This window comes from Pontibacter actiniarum (assembly GCF_003585765.1).
In the GTDB taxonomy this organism is placed as follows: Bacteria; Bacteroidota; Bacteroidia; order Cytophagales; family Hymenobacteraceae; genus Pontibacter; species Pontibacter actiniarum.
Genome location: NZ_CP021235.1, coordinates 3,409,707 through 3,430,639, shown reverse-complemented (window position 1 = coordinate 3,430,639; position 20,933 = coordinate 3,409,707). Strand labels below are relative to the sequence as shown.

General features: G+C 55.5%; 12 protein-coding genes. 2 read left to right on the top strand and 10 right to left on the bottom strand.

Annotated features, from left to right (window positions below):
- Positions 1 to 446: 446 nt before the first annotated feature.
- Positions 447 to 1,139, bottom strand: a complete 693-nt coding sequence (gene purQ / locus CA264_RS14640) for a phosphoribosylformylglycinamidine synthase subunit PurQ (RefSeq protein WP_025608143.1) — start codon at positions 1,137 to 1,139, stop codon at positions 447 to 449.
- 131 nt (positions 1,140 to 1,270) lie between these two features.
- Between purQ and CA264_RS14635 the strand changes: the two genes are divergently transcribed.
- On the top strand, positions 1,271 to 2,152 hold the full coding sequence (locus CA264_RS14635) for a YicC/YloC family endoribonuclease (protein WP_025608142.1): 882 nt from the start codon (positions 1,271 to 1,273) through the stop codon (positions 2,150 to 2,152).
- A gap of 98 nt (positions 2,153 to 2,250) precedes the next feature.
- On the opposite strand, the gene CA264_RS14630 is transcribed toward CA264_RS14635, so the two are convergent.
- A complete protein-coding gene (locus tag CA264_RS14630; RefSeq protein ID WP_025608141.1) occupies positions 2,251 to 2,490 on the bottom strand; it encodes a hypothetical protein in 240 nt (79 codons plus the stop codon).
- A gap of 355 nt (positions 2,491 to 2,845) precedes the next feature.
- Here CA264_RS14630 and CA264_RS14625 point away from each other — a divergent pair, with 355 nt between their 5' ends.
- Positions 2,846 to 3,643, top strand: coding sequence for a M57 family metalloprotease (locus CA264_RS14625; RefSeq protein ID WP_335682336.1), 798 nt, complete (start codon positions 2,846 to 2,848; stop codon positions 3,641 to 3,643).
- Positions 3,644 to 3,884: 241 nt separating this feature from the next.
- Here CA264_RS14625 and CA264_RS14620 read toward each other — a convergent pair whose 3' ends face one another.
- From CA264_RS14620 to CA264_RS14585, 8 genes are all read right to left on the bottom strand, one after another.
- Positions 3,885 to 6,515, bottom strand: coding sequence for a S8 family peptidase (locus CA264_RS14620; protein WP_025608139.1), 2,631 nt, complete (start codon positions 6,513 to 6,515; stop codon positions 3,885 to 3,887).
- Between the two features lie 96 nt (positions 6,516 to 6,611).
- Entirely contained in the window at positions 6,612 to 7,904 is a 1,293-nt protein-coding gene (locus tag CA264_RS14615; RefSeq protein WP_025608138.1) for a M28 family metallopeptidase, read from the bottom strand.
- A gap of 340 nt (positions 7,905 to 8,244) precedes the next feature.
- Complete coding sequence (locus CA264_RS14610) at positions 8,245 to 8,589, bottom strand: VanZ family protein (protein WP_025608137.1); 345 nt, start codon at positions 8,587 to 8,589, stop codon at positions 8,245 to 8,247.
- A 47-nt stretch (positions 8,590 to 8,636) separates the two neighbouring features.
- A complete protein-coding gene (gene gcvH, locus CA264_RS14605) occupies positions 8,637 to 9,017 on the bottom strand; it encodes a glycine cleavage system protein GcvH (RefSeq protein WP_025608136.1) in 381 nt (126 codons plus the stop codon).
- A gap of 60 nt (positions 9,018 to 9,077) precedes the next feature.
- Positions 9,078 to 16,262, bottom strand: coding sequence for a T9SS outer membrane translocon Sov/SprA (gene sov / locus CA264_RS14600; RefSeq protein ID WP_025608135.1), 7,185 nt, complete (start codon positions 16,260 to 16,262; stop codon positions 9,078 to 9,080).
- 15 nt (positions 16,263 to 16,277) lie between these two features.
- Positions 16,278 to 16,868 (bottom strand): Holliday junction branch migration protein RuvA, encoded by a 591-nt coding sequence (gene ruvA, locus CA264_RS14595; RefSeq protein ID WP_025608134.1) that lies wholly within the window; start codon positions 16,866 to 16,868, stop codon positions 16,278 to 16,280.
- Positions 16,869 to 19,142, bottom strand: a complete 2,274-nt coding sequence (locus CA264_RS14590) for an NADP-dependent malic enzyme (RefSeq protein ID WP_025608133.1) — start codon at positions 19,140 to 19,142, stop codon at positions 16,869 to 16,871.
- A gap of 265 nt (positions 19,143 to 19,407) precedes the next feature.
- The gene (locus CA264_RS14585) at positions 19,408 to 20,928 is read right to left on the bottom strand and encodes a lytic transglycosylase domain-containing protein (protein WP_036776269.1); all 1,521 of its coding nucleotides are present in this window, start codon (positions 20,926 to 20,928) and stop codon (positions 19,408 to 19,410) included.
- Between the last annotated feature and the right edge of the window lie 5 nt (positions 20,929 to 20,933).

Genomic DNA, 20,933 nt, shown 5'->3' with positions numbered 1-20,933 from the left:
GGTGCGTACGGCAGCCGGTAAGCCAGCGCCGCTCCCATAGGTGCCGGGAGAGGCGGGTTTGCGTCCTTCTAAACGAGTGCCTGTGTGTTGGCGGTTCGCTCTTTAAGTATAAAAAGGATATAAAGTACAGCATAGGCTACGCTATGCCGCATACAGCAGGGGTGGCAGCAGGTATATTGCACCACAGTTGCTAGCTATGCCATTTAAGCATAGCAAAACCTGGTAACGGCCTGCCAGGCAGCTGCTTCAGGGTGGAGTAAGCGATATAAATGGGGTTGCTTTTCTCATTGCGGGTGCAAAGGTACGGCTTTTCTCTTAAACGTAACAGTGCAGCTGGCGCTGAGGGTGATACAGCGGCAGGCACGGGTACAAAAAAACCGGATGACGGCTTTAGCAGCTGTCATCCGGCGTGTTATTTTATGCAGGAAAGGCTGGCGTAAGCAGCCTTAGGCGTTCACTAGGTTTAGGATAGACTCAAAGATGGCGCGGCCGTCCGTGTTTCCCAGTTCTGGGTCCACTGCGCGCTCCGGGTGCGGCATCATTCCGAACACGTTCTTCTGCTCGTTGCTCACACCGGCAATATTCAGCAAGCTACCGTTAATGTTGTAGATTTCGTGGGTGTCGGCCACATTGCTGCTGTACTTGAACATGATCTGCTCGTTGTCTTCCAGCCGCTTCAGGGTTTCCTTATCGGCGTGGTAGCGGCCCTCGCCGTGCGCCACCGGAATCTTGTAAGCCTTGTCCATGTCCAGCAGGCGTGTCGGCAGCAGGTTTGTGGTAGCCGGCTTGATGTACACGTTGTCGCAGATGAACTTTTGGTTGGCATTGCGCAGCAGCGCCCCCGGCAGCAGCCCAGCCTCGGTCAGGATCTGGAAGCCGTTACAAATGCCCATCACGTAGCCGCCTTTGTTGGCATGCTGCACCACCTCCTGCATAATAGGAGAGAAGCGCGAGATAGCACCGGAGCGCAGGTAGTCGCCATAAGAGAAGCCACCAGGCAGCAGTATAAAATCACAGCCCTGTAAGTCGTGGTCTTTATGCCACAGCTTAATACATTCTTGCCCCATGCCAACGCTAATGGCATCCACAAGATCTTGGTCGCAGTTGGACCCCGGAAAAACGACTACACCAAATTTCATGATTCAAAGTTAAGTAATTTATACTTCGGCTACATACACAAAGTGCGGCTTTTACAGCTTTCACATGTGCTTGCTGTACAAAAGTGAATAATTATCCCTAATTTGCCAAAGTATCATTTTATAAAGAGCTTATGTTGCAGTCAATGACAGGCTTTGGCAGTGCCCGCCTCGATGCCGACCAGTATTCGGTTTCAGTGGAGATCCGCTCGCTTAACTCCAAGAGCATGGACCTGAGCGTGCGTACCCCCAGGTTTCTATCAGACAAGGAGTACGAGATCCGGAACATGGTGCAGAAGGCCTTGGTGCGTGGGAAGGTGAGTGTTTCAATTGAGTTTGTGAAAAACAAAACGCAGAAAGCACGCAACACAGTAAACAGAGAATTGCTGAAGGCATACTATACGGAGCTGAGCGAGGTGGCCGATAACCTCGGAGCCTCAAAAGGAGAGCTCTTCAGGCTGGCCCTGCACATGCCCGAGGTGCTGCAGCAGGAGGAGCAGGACGAGGACGCCGCCGAGGCAGACTGGAGCCTGGTGCAGCCGCTGCTGCAGGAGGCCCTGCAGAACATCAACGTTTTTAGGGCAGATGAGGGGAAAGCCCTTACAACCGAAATCATGTCTTACATCGACCGCATCCGTATTCTGCTGGCCGAAGTAGACAAGCACGACCCGGTGCGCATGGAGAATATCCGCACGCGCATCCGTGGCCACATCGCAGAGCTCTCCAACTCAGAGCATTTTGACCAGAACCGCTTTGAGCAGGAGATGGTGTACTATATGGAGAAGCTGGACATTGCCGAGGAGAAAGTGCGCCTGGTGAACCACCTGCATTACTTTACCGAAACAGTGTACCTGCCGGAGCCAACCGGTAAAAAGCTGGGCTTTATCTCACAGGAGATAGGCCGGGAGATTAACACTATCGGCTCCAAAGCCAACGACTCCACCATTCAGCACCATGTGGTGGAAATGAAAGAGGAACTGGAGAAGATAAAGGAGCAGATCAACAACATCCTCTAAGTATAAGTACAGCTTAGAAAAGGCGGGGCCGCTGCAGCAGATGTTGCAGCGGCCCCGCCTTTTTACGTTTTACACCTGCCGCCTGAGCAGGATTAGTGTCAGCAACTCCCGGTGTTAGGCTGCAGTGTGGTTAAGGAGTTGCCGTTGCCGTGCTGCGCGATGGGAACGGTATGGCTGTCGCTCTTCTGTAGCTGGTCTGCCTTGTTAAAGTAGCCGCTTCGGAAAGTCTCTGCTGTGATAACGGCGCGAAAGTCGGCGAGCTCTGCCCGATGATGAGCGTTTCTTTTGGCTCCAAGAGGTACCCTGCCCCTGTTGGAGCCATTTTTTTTGCGCAGCACGACCTACATCAGATGTTACTTTTATGCCGTTGGTGCGGTGTTATAAGTGAGAAACAGGCCAAGCCAAGCGTTTTACAGCAGCGATTTATGGCACTTTTAAATGTTACTTTCTGCAGTGTGTATTCCTTATTTATGAGTTTTATATATGCTATGTTTATAGCGTAAGTATCTGTTGTGTTGTCAGATATGGTCAATTTGTATTGATTGTGTTAACATTGATGTGATTGCACTAATATCAGGAGGTGCGCTGGAGGGGTATGCCGTGTAGCAGCCAACAACCTATACTTACAGGCTTACTGACACCTTATAGATTACTAAACCATATGTCTAACCCAAAATTATTTAACGTATGAAAATGAGACGTTTATTTGCTCTTGCAGCGCTTGCAGCTGTATTCGGTTTCTCCTCCTGCCAGCAGGAAGAGGAAGAGGCAATAACACAGAACGAGGTGTCAGCCGATGCCCTGTCGCAAATAGCAGCCATGGGCTTTAGCAACCACAACGTGCAGCGTATGGAAGGCGGCTACCTGGTGGAAGGCGACATTATGCTGTCAGAAAGCGACCTGAGCGGCTACCACGAGCAGAAAGCCCTGCGCGTAGGAGAGTCTGAGCAGTACCGCACCAATAACCTTGTAAGCGTGGGTACAACCCGCACCATTGATATTGCAATCTCTACATCGCTTCCTTCTAGCTATGTGGCTGCCATTGATGAGGTGATTCGCCGGTACAATGCCGAGAACCTGAAGCTGAACTTCCGCCGCGTATCTTCCGGGTATGACGTGCTGTTTACAAAGGCTCCGAGCGGCGCTTCCTACCTGGCTTCCGCTGGCTTCCCGTCTGGTGGCAACCCGTACAACAAGGTGCAGGTAAACTCTGCGTACCTGGGTTCTAACCCTGGCACAAGCTACCTGGCCACCATTCTGGCGCATGAGTTGGGCCATTGCATTGGCTTCCGCCACACCGATTATATGGACAGAAGCTATAGCTGCGGCGGTGGTTACACCAACGAAGGCGCCAGCACAGTAGGTGCTGTATACATCCCGGGCACACCATCCGGCCCAGATCCAACTTCCTGGATGCTGGCCTGCATTGGCACCGGCCAAAACCGTCCGTTTAACTCAAACGACAGAGTAGCGCTGAACTACCTTTACTAACCCAACATTTCCTAAAACAAAGCAATACTAACACAGTAAGATATAAGGTTACGGCCTCTGCAGCACCAGCTGCAGAGGCCGTTTTTTTGCTGTTAAGGCATAGCGCTCCAGCTGGTAAGGTATGGCCAGCCCTTCTCGGTTACGTTAATGGCGCTGTGGCAACAGTGGCATTAGCTGTTGCGGTGGGTGATTGCTGGCAGCTTTGTCTCGTGCCTTTACAGGCGACATGGCTGAAAGCCTGCTAGAGCACAAGCAGCCGTGTCGTCAGCTTTTCCCCCTTTTCTGTGATGAGGCGCAACACGTAGAGCCCGGCAGGCAAGCCCGCAGTCGGTACCGTTTTAACGACACCCCCGTCGGTTGAGCTGTGGAGGAGCTGGCCTGTAAGGTTGTAGAGCTGTAGTTGTGCCAGGCCCTCCCCGTGGGCGACTACCTGTACTTCCTGCCCTGCCACCACCGGGTTCGGAGCTGCCTGTATAAAACCCCGCCGGGTATAGAACACATCCTCCAGCTGGCTATAGTAGTATTGCTGCCCATGTGCTGTAACGCGTGCCCTGTAACGGTTCAGCCCGGCTTCCGGGGCATCATCAGAAAGCGTAAAACTAGTATGCCCTTCCTCGGATTTGGTTTGCACAGTGCGGTAAGCGCCCTGCTCCCACCGCTCCAGCGCTACCTCCTGTACTTTGTAAGCGGTACTTAGGCGGAGGTTAAACAGCACAGAATCCATGGCGAGTTGCTGCGGCAAAAAGCTGTAGATGTAACATCGCTCCTCCTGGGGGTTAAAGGTAACGGCATCGCTGCGTTCGCCTGCTACCCCTGAAACTACGGGGGCCACAGAAAAATAGGCGCCTGCCGTTTGCCCGGTTTTGGGAAGCACGGCCACGGTGTCTGCAGTGGTAAGCAGCGGCTGCAGGTACAGGCCGTCCAGGCGGTAGAGCTGGTAGCTGCTTGCATGCTTCACTTGCGGCCACTGCAACAGTACTTTCGTGCCGCAGTTTAAGGTAACGGCGGCCTGCGTGGTGGGGGCAAGTATAAATTCCGGGGAGAGTAAGGTTTGCCCGTTCGTGCTAAGCCGCAGTTGCACCAGTGCCAGTGTGTCGGGGGCAAGCCAGTCAACATAAGGCTGCCTTAGGTCGATATTGTCAGAGATAGGAACCCAGTCGTTGCTGCCGCTCCATTTGTAGGCAAGCTCTCCCGTGCCATTGCCCACGCCACTCCAGCGCAGGCGATTGCTGTGGCCGGCTTTCAGGCTACTGCCTTGGCTGGGGTAGGACCAGGTGAGGCCGGAGGTGTACTCATAGGCGATGCTGTAAAGCTGCGGGCCCTGCGGCACTGCAAAACCCTGCACCTGTACTTCGTAGGTGCCTGCATCGGGCTGCTGCAGTGTTACCTGCTCCACGTTATTGAGGTGGTCCGGTTGGCGGGTGGCCGTTTGGTGGAGTGAGTCGGGGTGAGGGTAGGGGTTGAGCACCCACGGCAGCCAGCTCGCGCCGGAAGCGGTGTGCTGCAGGCGCAGGTCCAGGTCGTTAACTAAGGCTGTGGGCGCATCTGGGGAGGAGGGGGCATCGTGCCACACCAGCGTCACTTTTAGCTCCTGTGCCCCTGCCGGAACCCGGAGTGTAAACTTATCCACGGCACCTGCGGCTACACTTCCAGAGAAGAAGCGCTGCTCCTTTACCGTCTGCACAGCTCCCAGGGCATCGGCATTGCCATAGCCGCTTTTAAAGTCCACGTGTGGGTTTTCCACGTCGTCGGCACTGTTTATTAAGATAGCCTTTACAAGTGCAGCCGGCGGCAAGCTGCCGTTGTGCTGCTGTGCATAGGCCTGCTGTACCAGCAGCGCTATTCCTGATACCACTGCCGCTGCTTCTGAAGTGCCGCCCACTCCGTGCGCCACCACCTCGGGCTTTACGCGGCCGTCATAGGCAGGGCCGGTGGAGCTGCGGGTGCCAACGGTTCTATCGGCATCCAGTGCGCCCACACTCAGCGTGTTTTTCGATGTTTTGAACTGCCCGGTCAGGTTGGCAACACCGCTTATGCCGGCGTAGCGGCCCGTTTCGGGTGTTTCGTCGCCGCTGTTACCTGACGAGAACACATGCAGTAGTTGCGGCTGCGCCAGTGCCTGCTCGTCGTAGGCCATACTTTCGAGCCCGTAGTAGTTCTCCAGCCCAACACCATAGGAGTGGTTCTGCACGCTGATGCCCTGTGCTGCCAGCGTGGCGGCGTCGTCAGGCATGAGGTTGGCAAAGCTGGAAGAGGTAACTGCCGCGGCCCGGGCTACACCAGTGGCGTCAGGCGAGGTGTTGCCGGCGCCGGCGACCACGGTAGCCATGGTGGTGGCGTGGAGCGAGTACGCCTCCTCAAAAGCTGGTGCCGGAAGAATACGGCCTTTCAGGTCAATGTCTGTCGTGTCGAAAGGGCTTTCTTTGATGGATACGGCCAGCCCGGCACCGTTCAGCTCCGGGTAAAGGGCATGTACGGCCGTGATGTTGTTTGCGCTCAGATCGGTGTCTTTCAGTTCCAGCTCTTCCTGTGCCTGCCGGTTTGCCCGGTCTATGTACCTGACCCAAGGGCACTGCTGCAGCTGTACAAGGTCCTGCGCCTGCAGGTTGGTGAGCGTTATACTTTGCCCCGTAGTTTGCTGCCGCTTTACATGCGGCAAACGCTGCTGTAGCCATGCGTGTAGCTGCTCCCGGTCCTTGGGTAGCACGCGCACCTGTTGTGGTGTGCTTTGCTGGCTGTTCTGCAGCAGGGGAGCTGCTATTTTGAACGGCTGTACCGGCTTTTGCTGTGCCTGTAGCGGAGCAGCTGCGGAAAACAGCAACAGAAAGGGCAGCAGGTAAGCCGCAGCAGGTTTTCGGAGCCGGTGCCGCATAGCGATCAGTGTAAAATAGGGAACATAGGCTAAAGAAAGCTACGCAATATCCCCCTCAAACACAACTTATAACGGCTGAATTTAGCTGCCTCAAAGCTAGTTTTCCTGTGCCGCCCCTGCCGTGAGCGCGCGTGCAAAATCAGTAATGAGGGCAAACACCTCCGGAAATTTTGTGAGCGGCAACTGCGCAGCATAGTCCTGGGTGCTGTGGTAGGCGGCGGTGCCTCCGAGGGTGTAGAAAAAGAAAGCCGGAACGCCAGCCTCAGAGAAAGGGTAATGGTCTGAGTTGGCGGCTTTCCCGCGGCTCTTTAGCTGTGGCAGGTAGCCGTGCTGCTCGTTCAGGCGCCGGAGCAGGTTAAACTCCTGCTCGTGTACTTGGCCGTTTACCACCATCAGGCCATCGCCGCCGGTGCCAAGCAGGTCCAGGTTAAGCAGGAAAGCAATCTGCTGCAGCGGGAAAAGCGGCTTCTGCACGTAGTAAAATGAGCCTAACAGCCCGGCCTCTTCGGCGGCGAAGGCAATAAAAGCCATGCTGTAGGCGGGCGTGTTTTCGGGCTTGCTGTAGTGCTGCGCGAGCTCCAGCAGCATGGCCGTGCCACTGGCGTTATCGTTGGCCCCGGGGAAGTATACCTCCTCTCCCTGGCTGCCCAGATGGTCGTAGTGGGCGGAGAATACCAGCACGGAGTCCGGTTGCCGGCTGCCGCGGATAAAGCCGATTACATTCCGGGCCTGGTGTTGCTGGTTAAGGTCTGCCTGTACGTCAAAGTTTACCTGCTGTGCCTGTTGTGGCCATGCGCTTTGCAGCACCTCCAGCATAGGCATAGCTGTCTGCTGCCGGGCTACGGTGGTGAGCAACGCTTTGGGCTGCAGTATGAGGTGCAGTTTTGCCTGTTGCAGTTGCTGTTGGTAGGCGGTTGGCAGTTGCAGCAGGCGCTGCTGCTCTCGCTGCGGGTACACCAGTGCCTTGTCTGAGAAGTCGCGGCGGAAGAACTTGCGAGATGCCCTGGCATCTGAGAAGATCAGCGTATCGAGGGGGAGCACTGTTGCCTTGCCCGCACCGGAGCCAGAGGAGGCCCTGGCGACAAAGTCCTGCCCCGGCACCAGCCTTTGCCCATCCACCTGTAGTTGGGGCGTCTGTACAATGCGGTTTACCGGAAAGCTGAACTGCTGAAAGTAGGAGCCGTTCACCGGCTGTAGCCCCATCTCCTCAAACCTGTTTTGGATATACTCGGCCGCCTTGCGGTCGCCGTTGAACGTATAGCCGCGGCCATGCATGCTCTTAGAGGTAAGTGTGTCGATGGTGTGGCGCACACGCGTCATGTCCTGAGCCCGGGTAACCGGAGCGGAAAGGCACAACAGCAGCAGCAGAAGGAAAGGGAGTCTGTTCATACTTCTAAAATAGCATGAACTCCGAAACCAACCAACTTTAAGCTATCCCGGGTGAGTGCACCTGGCCTTGCCTGCCAGTACAAAGTATAAGCTATGATCTTTTGAGAATGTAACTCGATTGGTGTTGCTAGTGAGGCAGCCCGAGGCGCAAGGGCAGAATACGATAGCTGCGGCGAACGGGCAGGAAAGGAGCGCCAGCCTTCATAAGCCAAAGCTTGTGTATGAAAAGCCACAGGGGAAAGGTGCCGGCAAAGCTACGGTAGCTTAGGCAAAAGCTGCAAAAGCCTTCTTCGGGTGCACCAAAAGGTTGTGAGTTATACTTGCCGAAAGGCAGCGGGTGCTACCAGATGTAAATCCACTTAAAGAGCACGATGCCAAACAGGCACCCGAGGGTGTTGGACACTACATCGATGATATCGCCCTGGCGGCCGTAGATGAAGAAGTGCTGCAGCAGCTCGATGAAGATGCCGAACATGGTGCTGATAAAAAGGCTGCTCCGGATGGCGAAGTGGTGCAGGTGCGGATAGGTAAACTGCTTCGACATGCCCACAATCATCAGAAAGCACAGCACACTGAACATGAAGGCGTGTGCAAAGGAGTCAAAGGAGAAGAGCTCCCAGACTGAGAGAGCAGGAAGAGAGGAAGAAGGCAGCAGTGTCATCAGTAAGATCACTGCTGCCCACATTATCGTAAATAGGTTGTAACGAAAAATCAAACCTATCTGCTTCTGTTTTACTGACCGATTACTTCACGGTAGCCTTCTGCCGTAAGCAGACCGTCAACTTGGCTTGCGTCGTCGATAGACATTTTGATGATCCAGCCGTCGCCGTAAGGATCAGAGTTTACCAGCTCCGGGCTGTTCTCCAGCTGCTCGTTAAACTCCAGTACAGTACCGCTCAGTGGGCTGAACAGGTCAGACACTGTTTTTACAGCCTCTACTGTGCCGAACACATCTTCTTGGTTGATCTGCTTGTCTACTGTATCGATGTCAACGTACACGATGTCACCCAGTTCGCTTTGAGCAAAGTCAGTGATGCCGATGATAGCTGTATCGCCTTCTATGCGTACCCACTCGTGGTCTTTGGTATACTTCAGGTTCTCAGGTAAGTTCATTTGTTATGTATTTTTTAAATTACTTGTCAAAAATACGGTCTTTTTCGCAATGCCAAAAGTTTATTGCAGACTAACTCGCAGCTGAATGCCTCCCTCCGTTACACTGTTGCGGAACGACGTGGATATTTTGGGATCTGACACGGTGCGCAGCACATAGAACTGCAGGTTCAGGCGCTGGCTCAGTACGTAGTCTATCGTTGGGCGCAGCTGCAGCTGGCGCGTACCGTTCGTGATCTGGTTCTGGCTGCGCTCGTTACCGGTACCGTCGTCGGAGATGGCGCGCTGCACGGTTTGGTTGTCGCGCACCTGCAGGTCCAGGCGCATGGTTAGCTCGTTGTCGAGTGTGATGCGCTCCCCGCCGATCTTAAACGGTAGCCTGAAATGGTTCGTGCTGTAGCCAAAGCCCACTACGTAATCCTTCACGTTTGTTTCCGTAATCTGTGCGTTTGTCAGGTTCAGCGACAGGTTTCGCTCCATCTTATACTCAAGCCGCCCGGTAAGGTTATTCTTTGTCCGGAAGTTGATGCCCAGCAGTGGCGCCAGTCGCTCCATTACCGTTAGTTGGTTTACGATGTAGTACGGCTCAATCTGCCCGAACTCGTTCAGCTGTGTCGGGAAGCCCGACGGCTCCTGGTTGTAAGCCAGCGAGGTGGTGTAGCTGGTGATGTTGTAGCTGGAGCTGTACGCGTGCGAAATACTGATCTGGCTGAACCAGGTCTGGAAGATCGGCAGGCGCTCCAGGCCGTTGTAGGTTATGCTCCAGTTCGGGATCGGCAGTCGGCTGAACGGGCTCTCCGCCTTGGCCTCGTATCCGTTTACCTCCCGCCCCTGGTAGGCATAGAGGAAGGACTTCAGCAGCACCTCCTGCGAGTTTAGGGTATAGCCGGAGTCACCTGCGGCCGGGTTGGCAGCTGTGAGCCTGTCGCGGATAACATGGCGGTTACGGATAAATTCCTCAAAAGCAGCAGAAACCCCATCGTCGGTGGATTCGAACAGCGTACCCAAGGCCATAAACGAGGTGCTGAAGGCACCGGAGGTAAACGGGTTCTGGCGCTGGTCCTCCTGGCTTACGTCCCCGAAATCGTCGAACTCCTTGCGGTAGAACACTTCCTCTATCTCAGACTTGGTGCGGCGCACGTCCAGCGTTACGTTAAAGTTGCGGAACGGCTCCAGGTTGGCACGGCCGGTAAAGGTTTCGGTGTGGACGGCGCTGAACGGCGTGTTTAAGTACTGGCTGCTGTCGGTGTACCAGCCGTTGCTGTTGGCGCGGTCGTACAGCTCGCTCAGCTCATACTGCTTGCCAAGTATAAACGGCAGGCCTGGTGCGTCGAAGGCATCGTCAAAACCGAAGAACTTAGTGTCCGGCAGGTAGCCCGGCAACAGTGTGCCGCGGTTCTCCTGGTAGGTCATGTTCAGGGAGCGCGTCATCATCAGCACCCGGGCCAGCGACTTCACAAACTTCAGGTCCGGTTTCTTCTTTTCGGTGGCGCTGGTGTCGTTCGGGATCAGGTTGGCAGGTTTGGCCGGCGTAGGGGAGTTCACCTCTTTCAGGAACTTCACCTTGTTGTAGAGCTTCACCATGTCAATCCTGCCGTTCATACTAAACTCCATGTTGTTCTCCGCCGTGTTGCCCAGCCTGAACGTTGTATCCTGGTTCAGGGCCGTTGAGCCTGCCGTCCAGATGTAGGTGGCGGCATAGCGGGTGTCGGCGCTGATCCAGTCGGTCAGCGGGAACTTGTCGAGCGGCAGCTTGTAGTTTAGGGCTACCAGCTGGTTAAAGTTGGTGTTGCGGCCTCCTTCTCTCAGGTTCTCCCAGATTCTCTTGTTCTTATAGGCCAGCGAATCCACCTCGTTGTTAATGCGGCCGTCCGGCTCATCTATTACGGAGCGGTTGGTGGCGGTGTAGTCCAGCGACAGGCTCTTGGTCAGGTCCCAGCGCATGTCGTAGATGCGGTTAAAGAAGAAGTTTTTCTGGAATACCGGCTCAATGCCCCTGGTTGTTACAAAGCGCGTCTCCGGGTCTGGGCGCTGCAGGTACGTTTCGTTGTAGAAGCGGCTCAGGTCGGCCCGGAACGAGAAGGTGCTCGGCAACAGCGAGAAGTTGAAGTCCTTGATCAGGCGCAGGTACGGCGAATTTAGCTTTTCGCTGTCGGCGAACGGCTGATAGCTCCTCGGGGTGTTGGTGTAGGTATACGCCAGTGCACCCGTATAGGTCTTGGTATAGTCGCGGTCTGTCTCCACGTCTGTGTACAGGCGCTCGGCGTAGGAGTAGGACACGGCAAAGTTCTCAATGTCGTAAATGCGTGCTTTGGCCTCCGGGTCGGTTCGCTCCTTGCGCACGTTCAGCAAACTGATGCTGCGGCGGGTCTCCTGCGTGATCACCTCTTTCTTGTAGGCATCGCGGGCCTCGTCGTTGTCGAACTTGGAGAGCGACTGCTCCAGCGGCACGTCTTTGTCCAGCGGGTCGTACTGCGGCTCGGCACTTGTTACGCCGTACTGTACCGTTAACGGTACCTTTACGCCCCACTGCTCCGGAAGGAACTTGTCCAGTACCACATTGGCTGTTACGTCAAACTGGGAAATGTCTTCACGCGAGCGCAGCGACAGTTGCTGCTGCAGTCCACCGAAGCCCACCGTGGTGTAGGCGCCTGTGGCGGTGATGTTGGCAAAGTCTGCCAGCTTTGCGTTCATGCGCGCAGTAGAGGCCCAGCCGGACTTGTTCACGAAGTCAGTCACGCGCAGCTCATCCACCCAGATACAGGCCGAATGCGGGCGCGCATCCGAGTTCCTGTCAGAAGGGTTGCGGATACCAATCATGATGCCCTCTACCTCACTAAAGTCCGGGTTACCCACCACGCGGATCAGCTTCCCGTCGGCGGTAGTGACTGTGTACGGCACATAGATGTTGCCTGGCGCTGCTGTGTTGCGCTTTACTTTGGCGTCTACCAACTCCTGCAGGTTTACGTTCACCTCGTTTTCGTTTGGCCAGATTTCATTTGCGCTAATGGCCCCCGCTTGTGTGAATTTAAGCGGCACCACATACTCGTAGTAGTTTTGGGTAAAGTCTGTACCGATGCGGATAAAGGCCTGCATCTCGCCATCCTGGATGGACGGCTCGTCAGACTGCGCGTGAATAAACATCTTGAGCTGCTTGTAGGCCAGCAGGTCGAGGGAGATGTTCTTGAATACGGCTTTGGAGAAAGAGTCTTTCAGGTCCTCCACGCACAGCTGCAGCGATTGCTCGTTCTGGCGGCGCTCGTTGGTTGAGGAATAGTCGCGGAGGCGTTCGATGCCCGGCGGTACCTGGTACGGTATCGTGTTGACACCCTCTACCACCTGGCTGTTTTCCTCAATGTTTACGGTTGATACGGTAAAGCTGCGGGCGTCGTCGGTACAGGTAAGGCAAGGGGTGCCCTCGGTAAGCGGTTGCTCAAACTTACGCCACTGGTTAGCCACAAACTGGAACTGCGCCATGCGCAGCACTACCGGGTCGGCAAAGCCTGTCATGTACAAGCGCATAAACCGCACCGACTTAAAGCCGTCGATGTTGCCGACAGTGCCTGTTGGCTGGCGCACCGGCACCCGGAACTGGTACCATGTTGCCCCGTTTCGACCTTCCACCTTGTCCACGATGTAGTTTTGGCCCACATTCAGCTGGTCTGGGTTCAGGTTGATCTTGTACTCGTAATACTGCTCCAGGTCGTTGATGACGTTGTCGCCGTTCAGGTCCTCTTTATCCGGGAAGGCATAGTTGGCGAAGCGGCTGTTTTCCGGGGAGTTGTTCTCCATGCCGTTGTAGTTCTTGTAACGCTGCAGTACACCGGCGTTGCGCTGGTCGTACACGGGGTCCAGGTGGTGCAGGAAGTTGTCGGCAGAGGGGTCGTCCAGCACTGTTTGCGGCACGGCACCCGGAATGCGGCTCAGGAACGGGTCCTGAAAGAAAGTGGTCTCACTGGCGTCATTTAAACCATCCAGGCCAATGTCCTGAAATTTACGGCCGCCCGGGATGCCGGTGAAAGCATCCGTCAGGAACTGCTGCTGCGTAATGCGGCCCCAGATCGTTTCCTCCAGGTCCTGCACATCGTTGGCACCCGTTGGCAAGCCGTTCTCAAAGGCGTACTCGTTGTCGTCCAGGATGTCCTCCGACACGTTGCCCAGGTTCAGCACCAGCTGGCCCGGGTCGCGCGGGTTCACATTGCCGCCAAAGGCGCCGTCTCTACCGTTAGGCCCGGCAATGAACGGGTCCATGAGCCAGAACTCCATGTACTCGATGTTGGCATTGTCAAAGTCGGTGTCGAAGGAGATCTCGCGGCTGATACCGCCCCAGTTGTTACGCGGGTCGCCGGCAAGCAAGCCCTCCTGGGTTAGGTTATAGTTATAGTTGTACTGGCCACGCTCGCGCGGGTAGTAAGCCAGGTCAAAGGTATACTCGTAGGTGTTGGATACTTCGGAGTCGCGGCCCGGGAATATCTCTGTGCGGTACACGCCACGCACGTAGTTGTTCTTAAGTTCTTCGTCCGTAATGTTGTCTGGCTTCAGGTTGTCGGCGTTACGGTAGAAGATCTGGTCAATGGTGTACCAGGCAAACTTTGCCCGGTTGTAGGAATAGGCAAGGCCCGCGCCGGGCACAAGTGGGGCCGGTGTAGCCGCCAGCCGCCAGGTGCTGTTGTTAAAGCCGCCCAGGCTGTACGGTGTTTCCGCACCCTCAAAGTCATCGAGGTAGGAGGCGCCGTCTTCATTGGCGTTCGACTTAGACTTGGTTGGCACGAGCTGGGCAAACTCCCCGCTGAAGGTCACGAGCGATGGGGCCTTGGTCTGTATCAGCGGGATGGCATCCACGAACCGCGTCAGCATGCGCGACTCCTTCTGCATGTTCAGGTCCAAGCCGTACATGGTGTTGTTCGTAGGCTCATCGCCTATACTTACCCGGTTGATGTAGGACTGCTCGCTCAGGTGCAGCACCGTGGCGCCGATGTTCACATCGTCGTTCAGGCGGTAGTCGAAGCGGGCGCCCAGCATCGTGCGCGGCTGAATGTTGAGCAGCTCGGCCTTCTCATAGGTCACGCGCAGGTCGTTGGCGGAGCTCAGGTAGCTTGGGTTCAGGATTTTGATACGGCCCAGGTCATAGAACACCTGGTAGTCGGTGCCCTCCACCAGCCTGGTGCCGCCAGAGTACACCACCACAGAGCCTTCCGCAATCTGGAAGCCCGGCAGCATGATCTCATCAGATGAGGTAGACTGTAGCCTGCCTTTGATGTAGAACTTTGCCTTTACGTTGTTCTGCTGTGCATCTGTCTGCGTCTGCTCGTACAGTTCCTGAAACACATACTGATCCACCAGGTTCGGGTAGCCCTCCAGTTTGCTGGCCAGGTAGTCGCCGAACGGCTCTACCTGCGGAAAGAAGATGCGCCCCGACTCCGTGTCGATGGTGATGCCCGGCAGAAAGTCGAAGTTGCCGTCGCTTGGCTTGTCATTGTTAGAGTTTACGTTGTCCAGGTTCAGAACCTCTACCAGCGGGATATTCTGGATCGGGCTCGGCTCCTTTATACTTGTCAGGTCCACACCAGACTCGTCATCCTTGTAAACGATCTGCAGCTTAAAGTCCTCCCGGTTTACCTGTGTTGCATCCAGCGCGTACACGTTCTTCATCATCAGGTCCCAGGTCGGGTAGTTCAGAGACGGGTTCGTGGCGCGCAGCAACTTCATGTGGATGACCTTCTCCGAATCCAGGTTCTGGTAGTCGTCTATGAGTTCCCCCACCTGATAGGTCTTGCCGTTGTAAGTATACTCAAAGGCGATGCCCAGCACCTGGTCAGGCAGCAGGGCAGAGTTAAGCGAGATATAGCCTAGCTGCGGGTTAAACTTATACTCGTTTGGCTCCAGCTTGCGGGCGCGCACGTGCTCAAAGTCAATGCCTTTCTCCAGCCCCAGCGATTGCAGGTAGCCATCTACGGCGGAGTTGTTGCGGGCCTTGCTGTCTTTCGGAGAGATAAGACTGTAGAGGGCGTTGGCCTGATTGTCGGCAGGGGCCGTGGCAGGCCTGCTGGTGTCAAAACGGTCGCGGTACGGGTCTGCTTCGCCCAGGTCCATATAGGCGACGATGTTACGCAGGTTCTCTGTAGAGCGGTTATTGTTGGTGACGTACAGCTCCACGCGGCGAATCACGATGCCGGAGTTCACAAGCGGCAGGCTTCGGAGAGCCTGGTTGTAGCGGCCTCTGAAAAACTGCGACAGGAAGAAATGGCGGTCGCGGTCATACCTGTCCACCCGGATCTCAAAAGGCTTGTTCTGCCCTCCGTTCTGGATGATCACCTCGTCGTTGGTGCCGCGTACGCTGGAGGCGATAGTGGTAACGCCAAGGCGGCCAAACTGCAGCTGCGCCTTTACGCCAAACAGGTTCTGCGCACCCGTGATCAGGGAGTTGTTCAGGGGCAGGCTTACGTTACCGGCCTCTACCTTGCGTATAATCTCCTCTTCGTAGCCGGTATAGTCCAGCTTCATGTTGTTCTCGAAGTCGAAGTTGGCGTTGTTGTCCCAGTTAAAGTTGAGTCGCATCTTCTCGCCTATCTTACCCACCAGGTTCAGGGAGATGTTCTGCTCAAAGTCGAAGTCGCCGGTGCGCTGCTGGCTAAGCGGAATGGTGGGGTTCTCGTTGCGGTTAAAGCGCGCGCCGAATTTTAGCCCCACGTTGCCGTTCGGCTGAATGTCTACGTAGTTGCCGCCGAAGATGCGGTCAAACACAGGGCTGATGTATATTTTGGGGATCAGGCGGTTGCTGCTCACCACGCTCTCGCCGTCCAGGCCGGCGGATTTGGCGCGCCAGTAGTTGCGGATGGCCTCGCGCTGCTGCCACTCCGAGTACTCCCGCATCGACATAGAGGACGGCGGGCGGTACATTACGCTATCGCCGAGGGTTTCGGTAATGTTATACTGCTGCAGGCTGTCGTCCAGCTCCACGTTTAGCTGTACGTTGTTTGGCTGGCCTAACAGCAGGGGCGAGGTGCTGGAGCGGGTGCCAAACGGGCTGCCGTAGCGGTCGGAGGGGGTAAACGTAGGCCGCCGGCTGGGGATATACTTGGCCGTGTCCTGGCGCAGGGTATCTTGTAAGGATAGGAGATTTTGGAGAATAGTAAGTTTAGACCGGCGTGATGTACGCAGTTCTTCCGCCTGCGACCACCACGCCAGCATAGAAATAGAAGCAACCAGTGCCAGGAACAGGTTGGGCTTTTTACTTTTCCAGATCAAAATTGGGTATATCTCTTATGAAGACTTCAACGCAAACTTTATCAACTCCTCAACACTTAAGTTACCACCCTCGCGTTTGATAATCGAGTCCAGCGTTTTTTCGGCAACGTTCTTAGCAAACCCCAAGGTTACTAGTGCTGATAACGCCTCGGCCCGATTCGTATTGTGTGAGGCGGCAGGTATGGTGACATCCGACACCAGCGCCTCTTTTTTCATCTTGTCCTTCAGCTCCAGAATGATACGCTGCGCTGTTTTGGCACCTATCCCTTTCACCTGCTGTATCGTGCGCACATCCTCCCGGATAATGGCGTGCTGCACCTCCTCAACCGACAGGGAAGACAGGATCATGAGCCCCGTGTTGGGGCCCACGCCTGAAATGGATATCAAGTGCAGAAACGCGTCTTTCTCGGCTGCCGTCGTGAAGCCATACAAGGTATGGGCATCTTCTTTGATGTGCAGGTAAGTCTGTAGTTTACAGCGCTCACCGGCGGGCAGCGAGGAGTACGTGCTCAGTGAAATGCGGATCTGGTAACCTACGCCATTCGCTTCGATAATGACGTAGGTGGGATCTTTGTGCGTTAATTTGCCATCTATATAGGCTATCATCTATATATGTTGATTATTATAGTTCTGAGCATCTACGACAGCAATGGATACCATGTTCACGATATCGCGAATGGAAGACCCAAGCTGCAGAATATGTACTGGTTTGCGCATGCCCATCAGTACCGGGCCAATCACCTCAACGCCACCTATTTCCTGCAGCAGCTTGTAGGCAATGTTGCCCGAAGCAAGCGTAGGGAAAACCAGCGTGTTTGCGCCCTTATCGGCCAGCTCGCTGAACGGGTAGTGCTCGCGAAGCAGGTTGCGGTTCAGGGCAGTGTTTGCCTGCATCTCCCCGTCGATCAGCAGTTCCGGGTAGCGCTGCTTGGCCTTGCGCACTGCCTCGGTGGCTTTGTTTGGGATTTCCCCGCGCACTGACCCGAAGTTAGAGTACGAAAGCATCGCCACGCGCGGCTCCGTGTCGAAGAAGCGGACCGTGCGCGCCGTCAGGCCGATGATGTCAACCAATTCGTCGGCCGTTGGGTTCACATTTACCGTGGTATCTGCAAAGAAGTATGGCTCTTTCTGCCCAAGGATGATGTACATGCCCGCCACCTTGTTGATGCCCTCTTCCACACCTACCACCTGCAGTGCCGGCAGCATGGTTTTAGAGTAGTCGCGGGTAAGGCCGGAGATAAGCGCGTCGGCCTCCCCGGTGTTCAGCATCATACTTCCGAAGTAGTTGCGGTCGCGCATCAGGCGGCGTGCGTCGAACAGGGTAAGGCCCTTGCGCTGGCGCTTGTCAAACAGTATCTGCGCATACTCCTCGCGCTTGGCGTCCTCCTTAAACGGATCGATGATCGTGACACCCTGCAGGTCCATGTTGTTTTCGGCGATAATGGCCTCGATACGCTCGGGGTTGCCTAGCAGTACAGGGTTGGCGATGCGCTGCTCTTTTACGATCTGCGCCGCCTTCAGTATTTTGTAGTGGTCCGCCTCGGCGAATACCACGGTTTTCGGGTCTTTCTTAGCCTGCGTGGTAATGCGCGACATCAGCTTCTGGTCGATGCCGATGCGCTCTTTCAGCTCCTGCTCGTACGCCTCCCAGTCCGTGATCGGCTGGCGGGCCACGCCGCTTTCAATGGCAGCCTTGGCAACCGCCGGTGACACGGTGGTGATCAGGCGCGGGTCCAGCGGTTTTGGGATCAGGTAAGTACGGCCGAAGTTAATGGTGTTGTCGCCGTAGGCTTTGTGCACCAGCTCCGGTACGGGCTCTTTTGCCAGCTTCGCCAGGGCGTGCACGGCGGCCAGCTTCATTTCCTCGTTTATCTCGGTGGCGCGCACATCCAGGGCACCCCTGAAAATGTATGGGAAGCCCAGCACGTTGTTCACCTGGTTCGGATGGTCGGAGCGGCCGGTTGCCATGATCAGGTCCTCGCGCGTTGCCATGGCCACGTCGTATGGAATCTCCGGGTCCGGGTTCGCCAGCGCGAAGATAATCGGGTCGGCTGCCATAAGTTTCACCAGCTCCGGTGCCAGCACGTTACCGGCCGAAAGGCCCACAAATACGTCGGCGTCGGTCAGGGCCTCGGCCAGTGTGTTGATCTTGCGGGTCGTAACGAACTGCGCTCTGTAAATATCAAGGTCGTCGCGCTCCGGGCGGATGATGCCGTCTTTGTCGAACATCACGATGTTGTCCATCTTCACACCCAGTGCCACGTAGAGCTTGGTGCAGGCGATGGCCGCGGCGCCGGCGCCGTTCACCACAATCTTAATCTCCCCGATTTTCTTATCAACCAGTTCCAGCGCGTTGAGCAGGGCGGCAGACGAAATGATCGCCGTACCGTGCTGGTCGTCGTGCATGAGCGGGATGTTCATCTGCGTCTTCAGCGCATTCTCAATCTTAAAGCTCTCCGGCGCTTTGATGTCCTCCAGGTTGATGCCGCCAAAGGTAGGCTCCAGCGACTTTACGATGCGCACAAACTCCTCCGGGTCAGTGCTGTCGATCTCAATGTCAAACACGTCGATGCCGGCGAACTTCTTAAAGAGCACGCCTTTGCCCTCCATCACAGGTTTAGAGGCATCCGGGCCAATGTTCCCCAGGCCCAGCACGGCTGTGCCGTTGGAGATGACGCCCACCAGGTTGCCCTTAGCGGTGTACTTATATACGTTGTCTTTGTTTGCGTAAATTTCTTTGCAGGGCTCTGCCACACCCGGAGAGTAAGCCAGCGCTAAATCGTGCTGTGTGCTCACCATCTTGGTTGGCACGACCTCAATCTTACCGGGTTTCCCCTCCATGTGGTAGTTCAGGGCGTCCTCTTTGTTAACTTTGATCATGTTGTGGTTGTATTGTATGTAGTAGTGTAGCTAACTCAGCTTGGTCAACATGTCTTTAACTTTTCCCCAAGTTAATCTGGCTAAAGACCAATTTTGCAAGAATTTACCGTTAATCCAAAGCTGAGCCTTAAAGATAAGTGGTGCAATATTTATCAAGGCAGATTTTATACTTTTTTTAACTCGGTAATTAAAGTGTAACATGCTATAAACGAAAAGCACCCTCTTGTGCAGAAGGTGCTCCTAAGGTAAGCCGTACGTGGCTTGCCTAGCTCAAAATCAGCTTTTGGCCGGGTTTTATTTCGTTTGACCTCAGTCTGTTCAGTTTCTTGATCTGCTCTACGGAGATGCCGTTATACTTCTTGGAAATATTCCAAAGGGTATCGCCGGGCTGCACGTGGTAAATCAGCTCTTTCTTCTCCACGGCAGACTTCGCCTCTGGCTTGCCTTTTGTGTTCAGGGCCAGCACGGCTCCCGCCTCCGCCTGTTGCATCACCAGTAGCTCCTGCTTGGGCATCAGGCTGCTGCTCTTCAGGTTGTTCCACTCCTTCAGCTGCTCCACGGTCACATCGTGGCGCTTGGCAATCTGCGTCAGGTTATCGCCGGGCTGTACGGTATAAGTAACCTTGGCAACGGCTGGTGCCTCCTTCTTCTCTGCGGCTTGCTCCGTTTTTGCGGAGGCAAACATCACCGGTGTTTCCGGCTCCGGATCTTTTGTGTGCGGCACTACCGGGGCCGCCGCCAGCATAATGCAGCTCTTGTCGTCGGCTGTGGCGAGCAAGGCGCTCCTGCTGGCCGGTATGCGCAGCTTATAGTTGCGCATATGGTCGGGGAGGTTCGTTTTCTTCAGCTCAGGGTTAAGCGCCATCAGCTCCTTTGGGTCCAGGTGCAGTTCCTCCGCCAGCTTCTCCAGGTCCAGCGCCTGCATTACCTCCAGGTACGCTACCTCGGGCTGGTACAGAATGGAGTCGGAGAAGATGTTGTGCTCGCCGGCATAGTTCATGGCATACTGCACGGCGGTCATACTTGGCACATAGCCTCGTGTCTCGCGCGGCAGGTAGGGGAAGATCTCCCAGAATGTCTTTTTACCTCCCCCTGCGCGGCGGATAGCCTTGTTCACGTTGCCCTGCCCACAGTTATAGGCGGCAAGCGCGAGTTCCCAATCGCCATAGTAATTGTGCAGGCGGCGCAGAAAGCGCATGGCGGCTTCCGTTGATTTCTCCGGGTCCAGGCGCTCATCAATGTACTGGGTCTGGTGCAGGCCGTACTCGCGTCCGGTAGGCTTCATGAACTGCCACAGGCCGGCCGCCCCCACAGGGCTTTGCGCCAGCGGGTTTAACCCAGACTCCACAATGGCCAGGTACTTTAGCTCATCCGGCATGTTGTGCTTCTTGAGGTATTTCTCAAAAAGGGGAAAGTACACGTTCTCGCGCGTGAGCATCGTGCGCGTATACTTGCGGTTGCGGATGGTGAAGTAATCGATAAAATTCCTTACGTAGTCGTTGAACACCAGCGGGATGTCCGATTCGATGCAGCTAAGTCTGTCGGCGATCACGTCGTTGGGCTCGTTTGGAATTACCTCCACCAGGAGTGCCAGCTCTTCCGGCGTTAGCACGGAGACGGTGGTGGTGTCGGTCTGCTGCAGTTTAACCGGGTCGGCTGCAGCCAGTGCGAGCGAGTCTTTGGTGGGCGCGTCAAGCAAACGGCTATGGCCGAGAGCACTGGCGTCAGATGTCCAGATGCTGCCAGCCATAGCCGCAAGCAATGTAAAGAATTTGCTGTAAGTCATGTCAA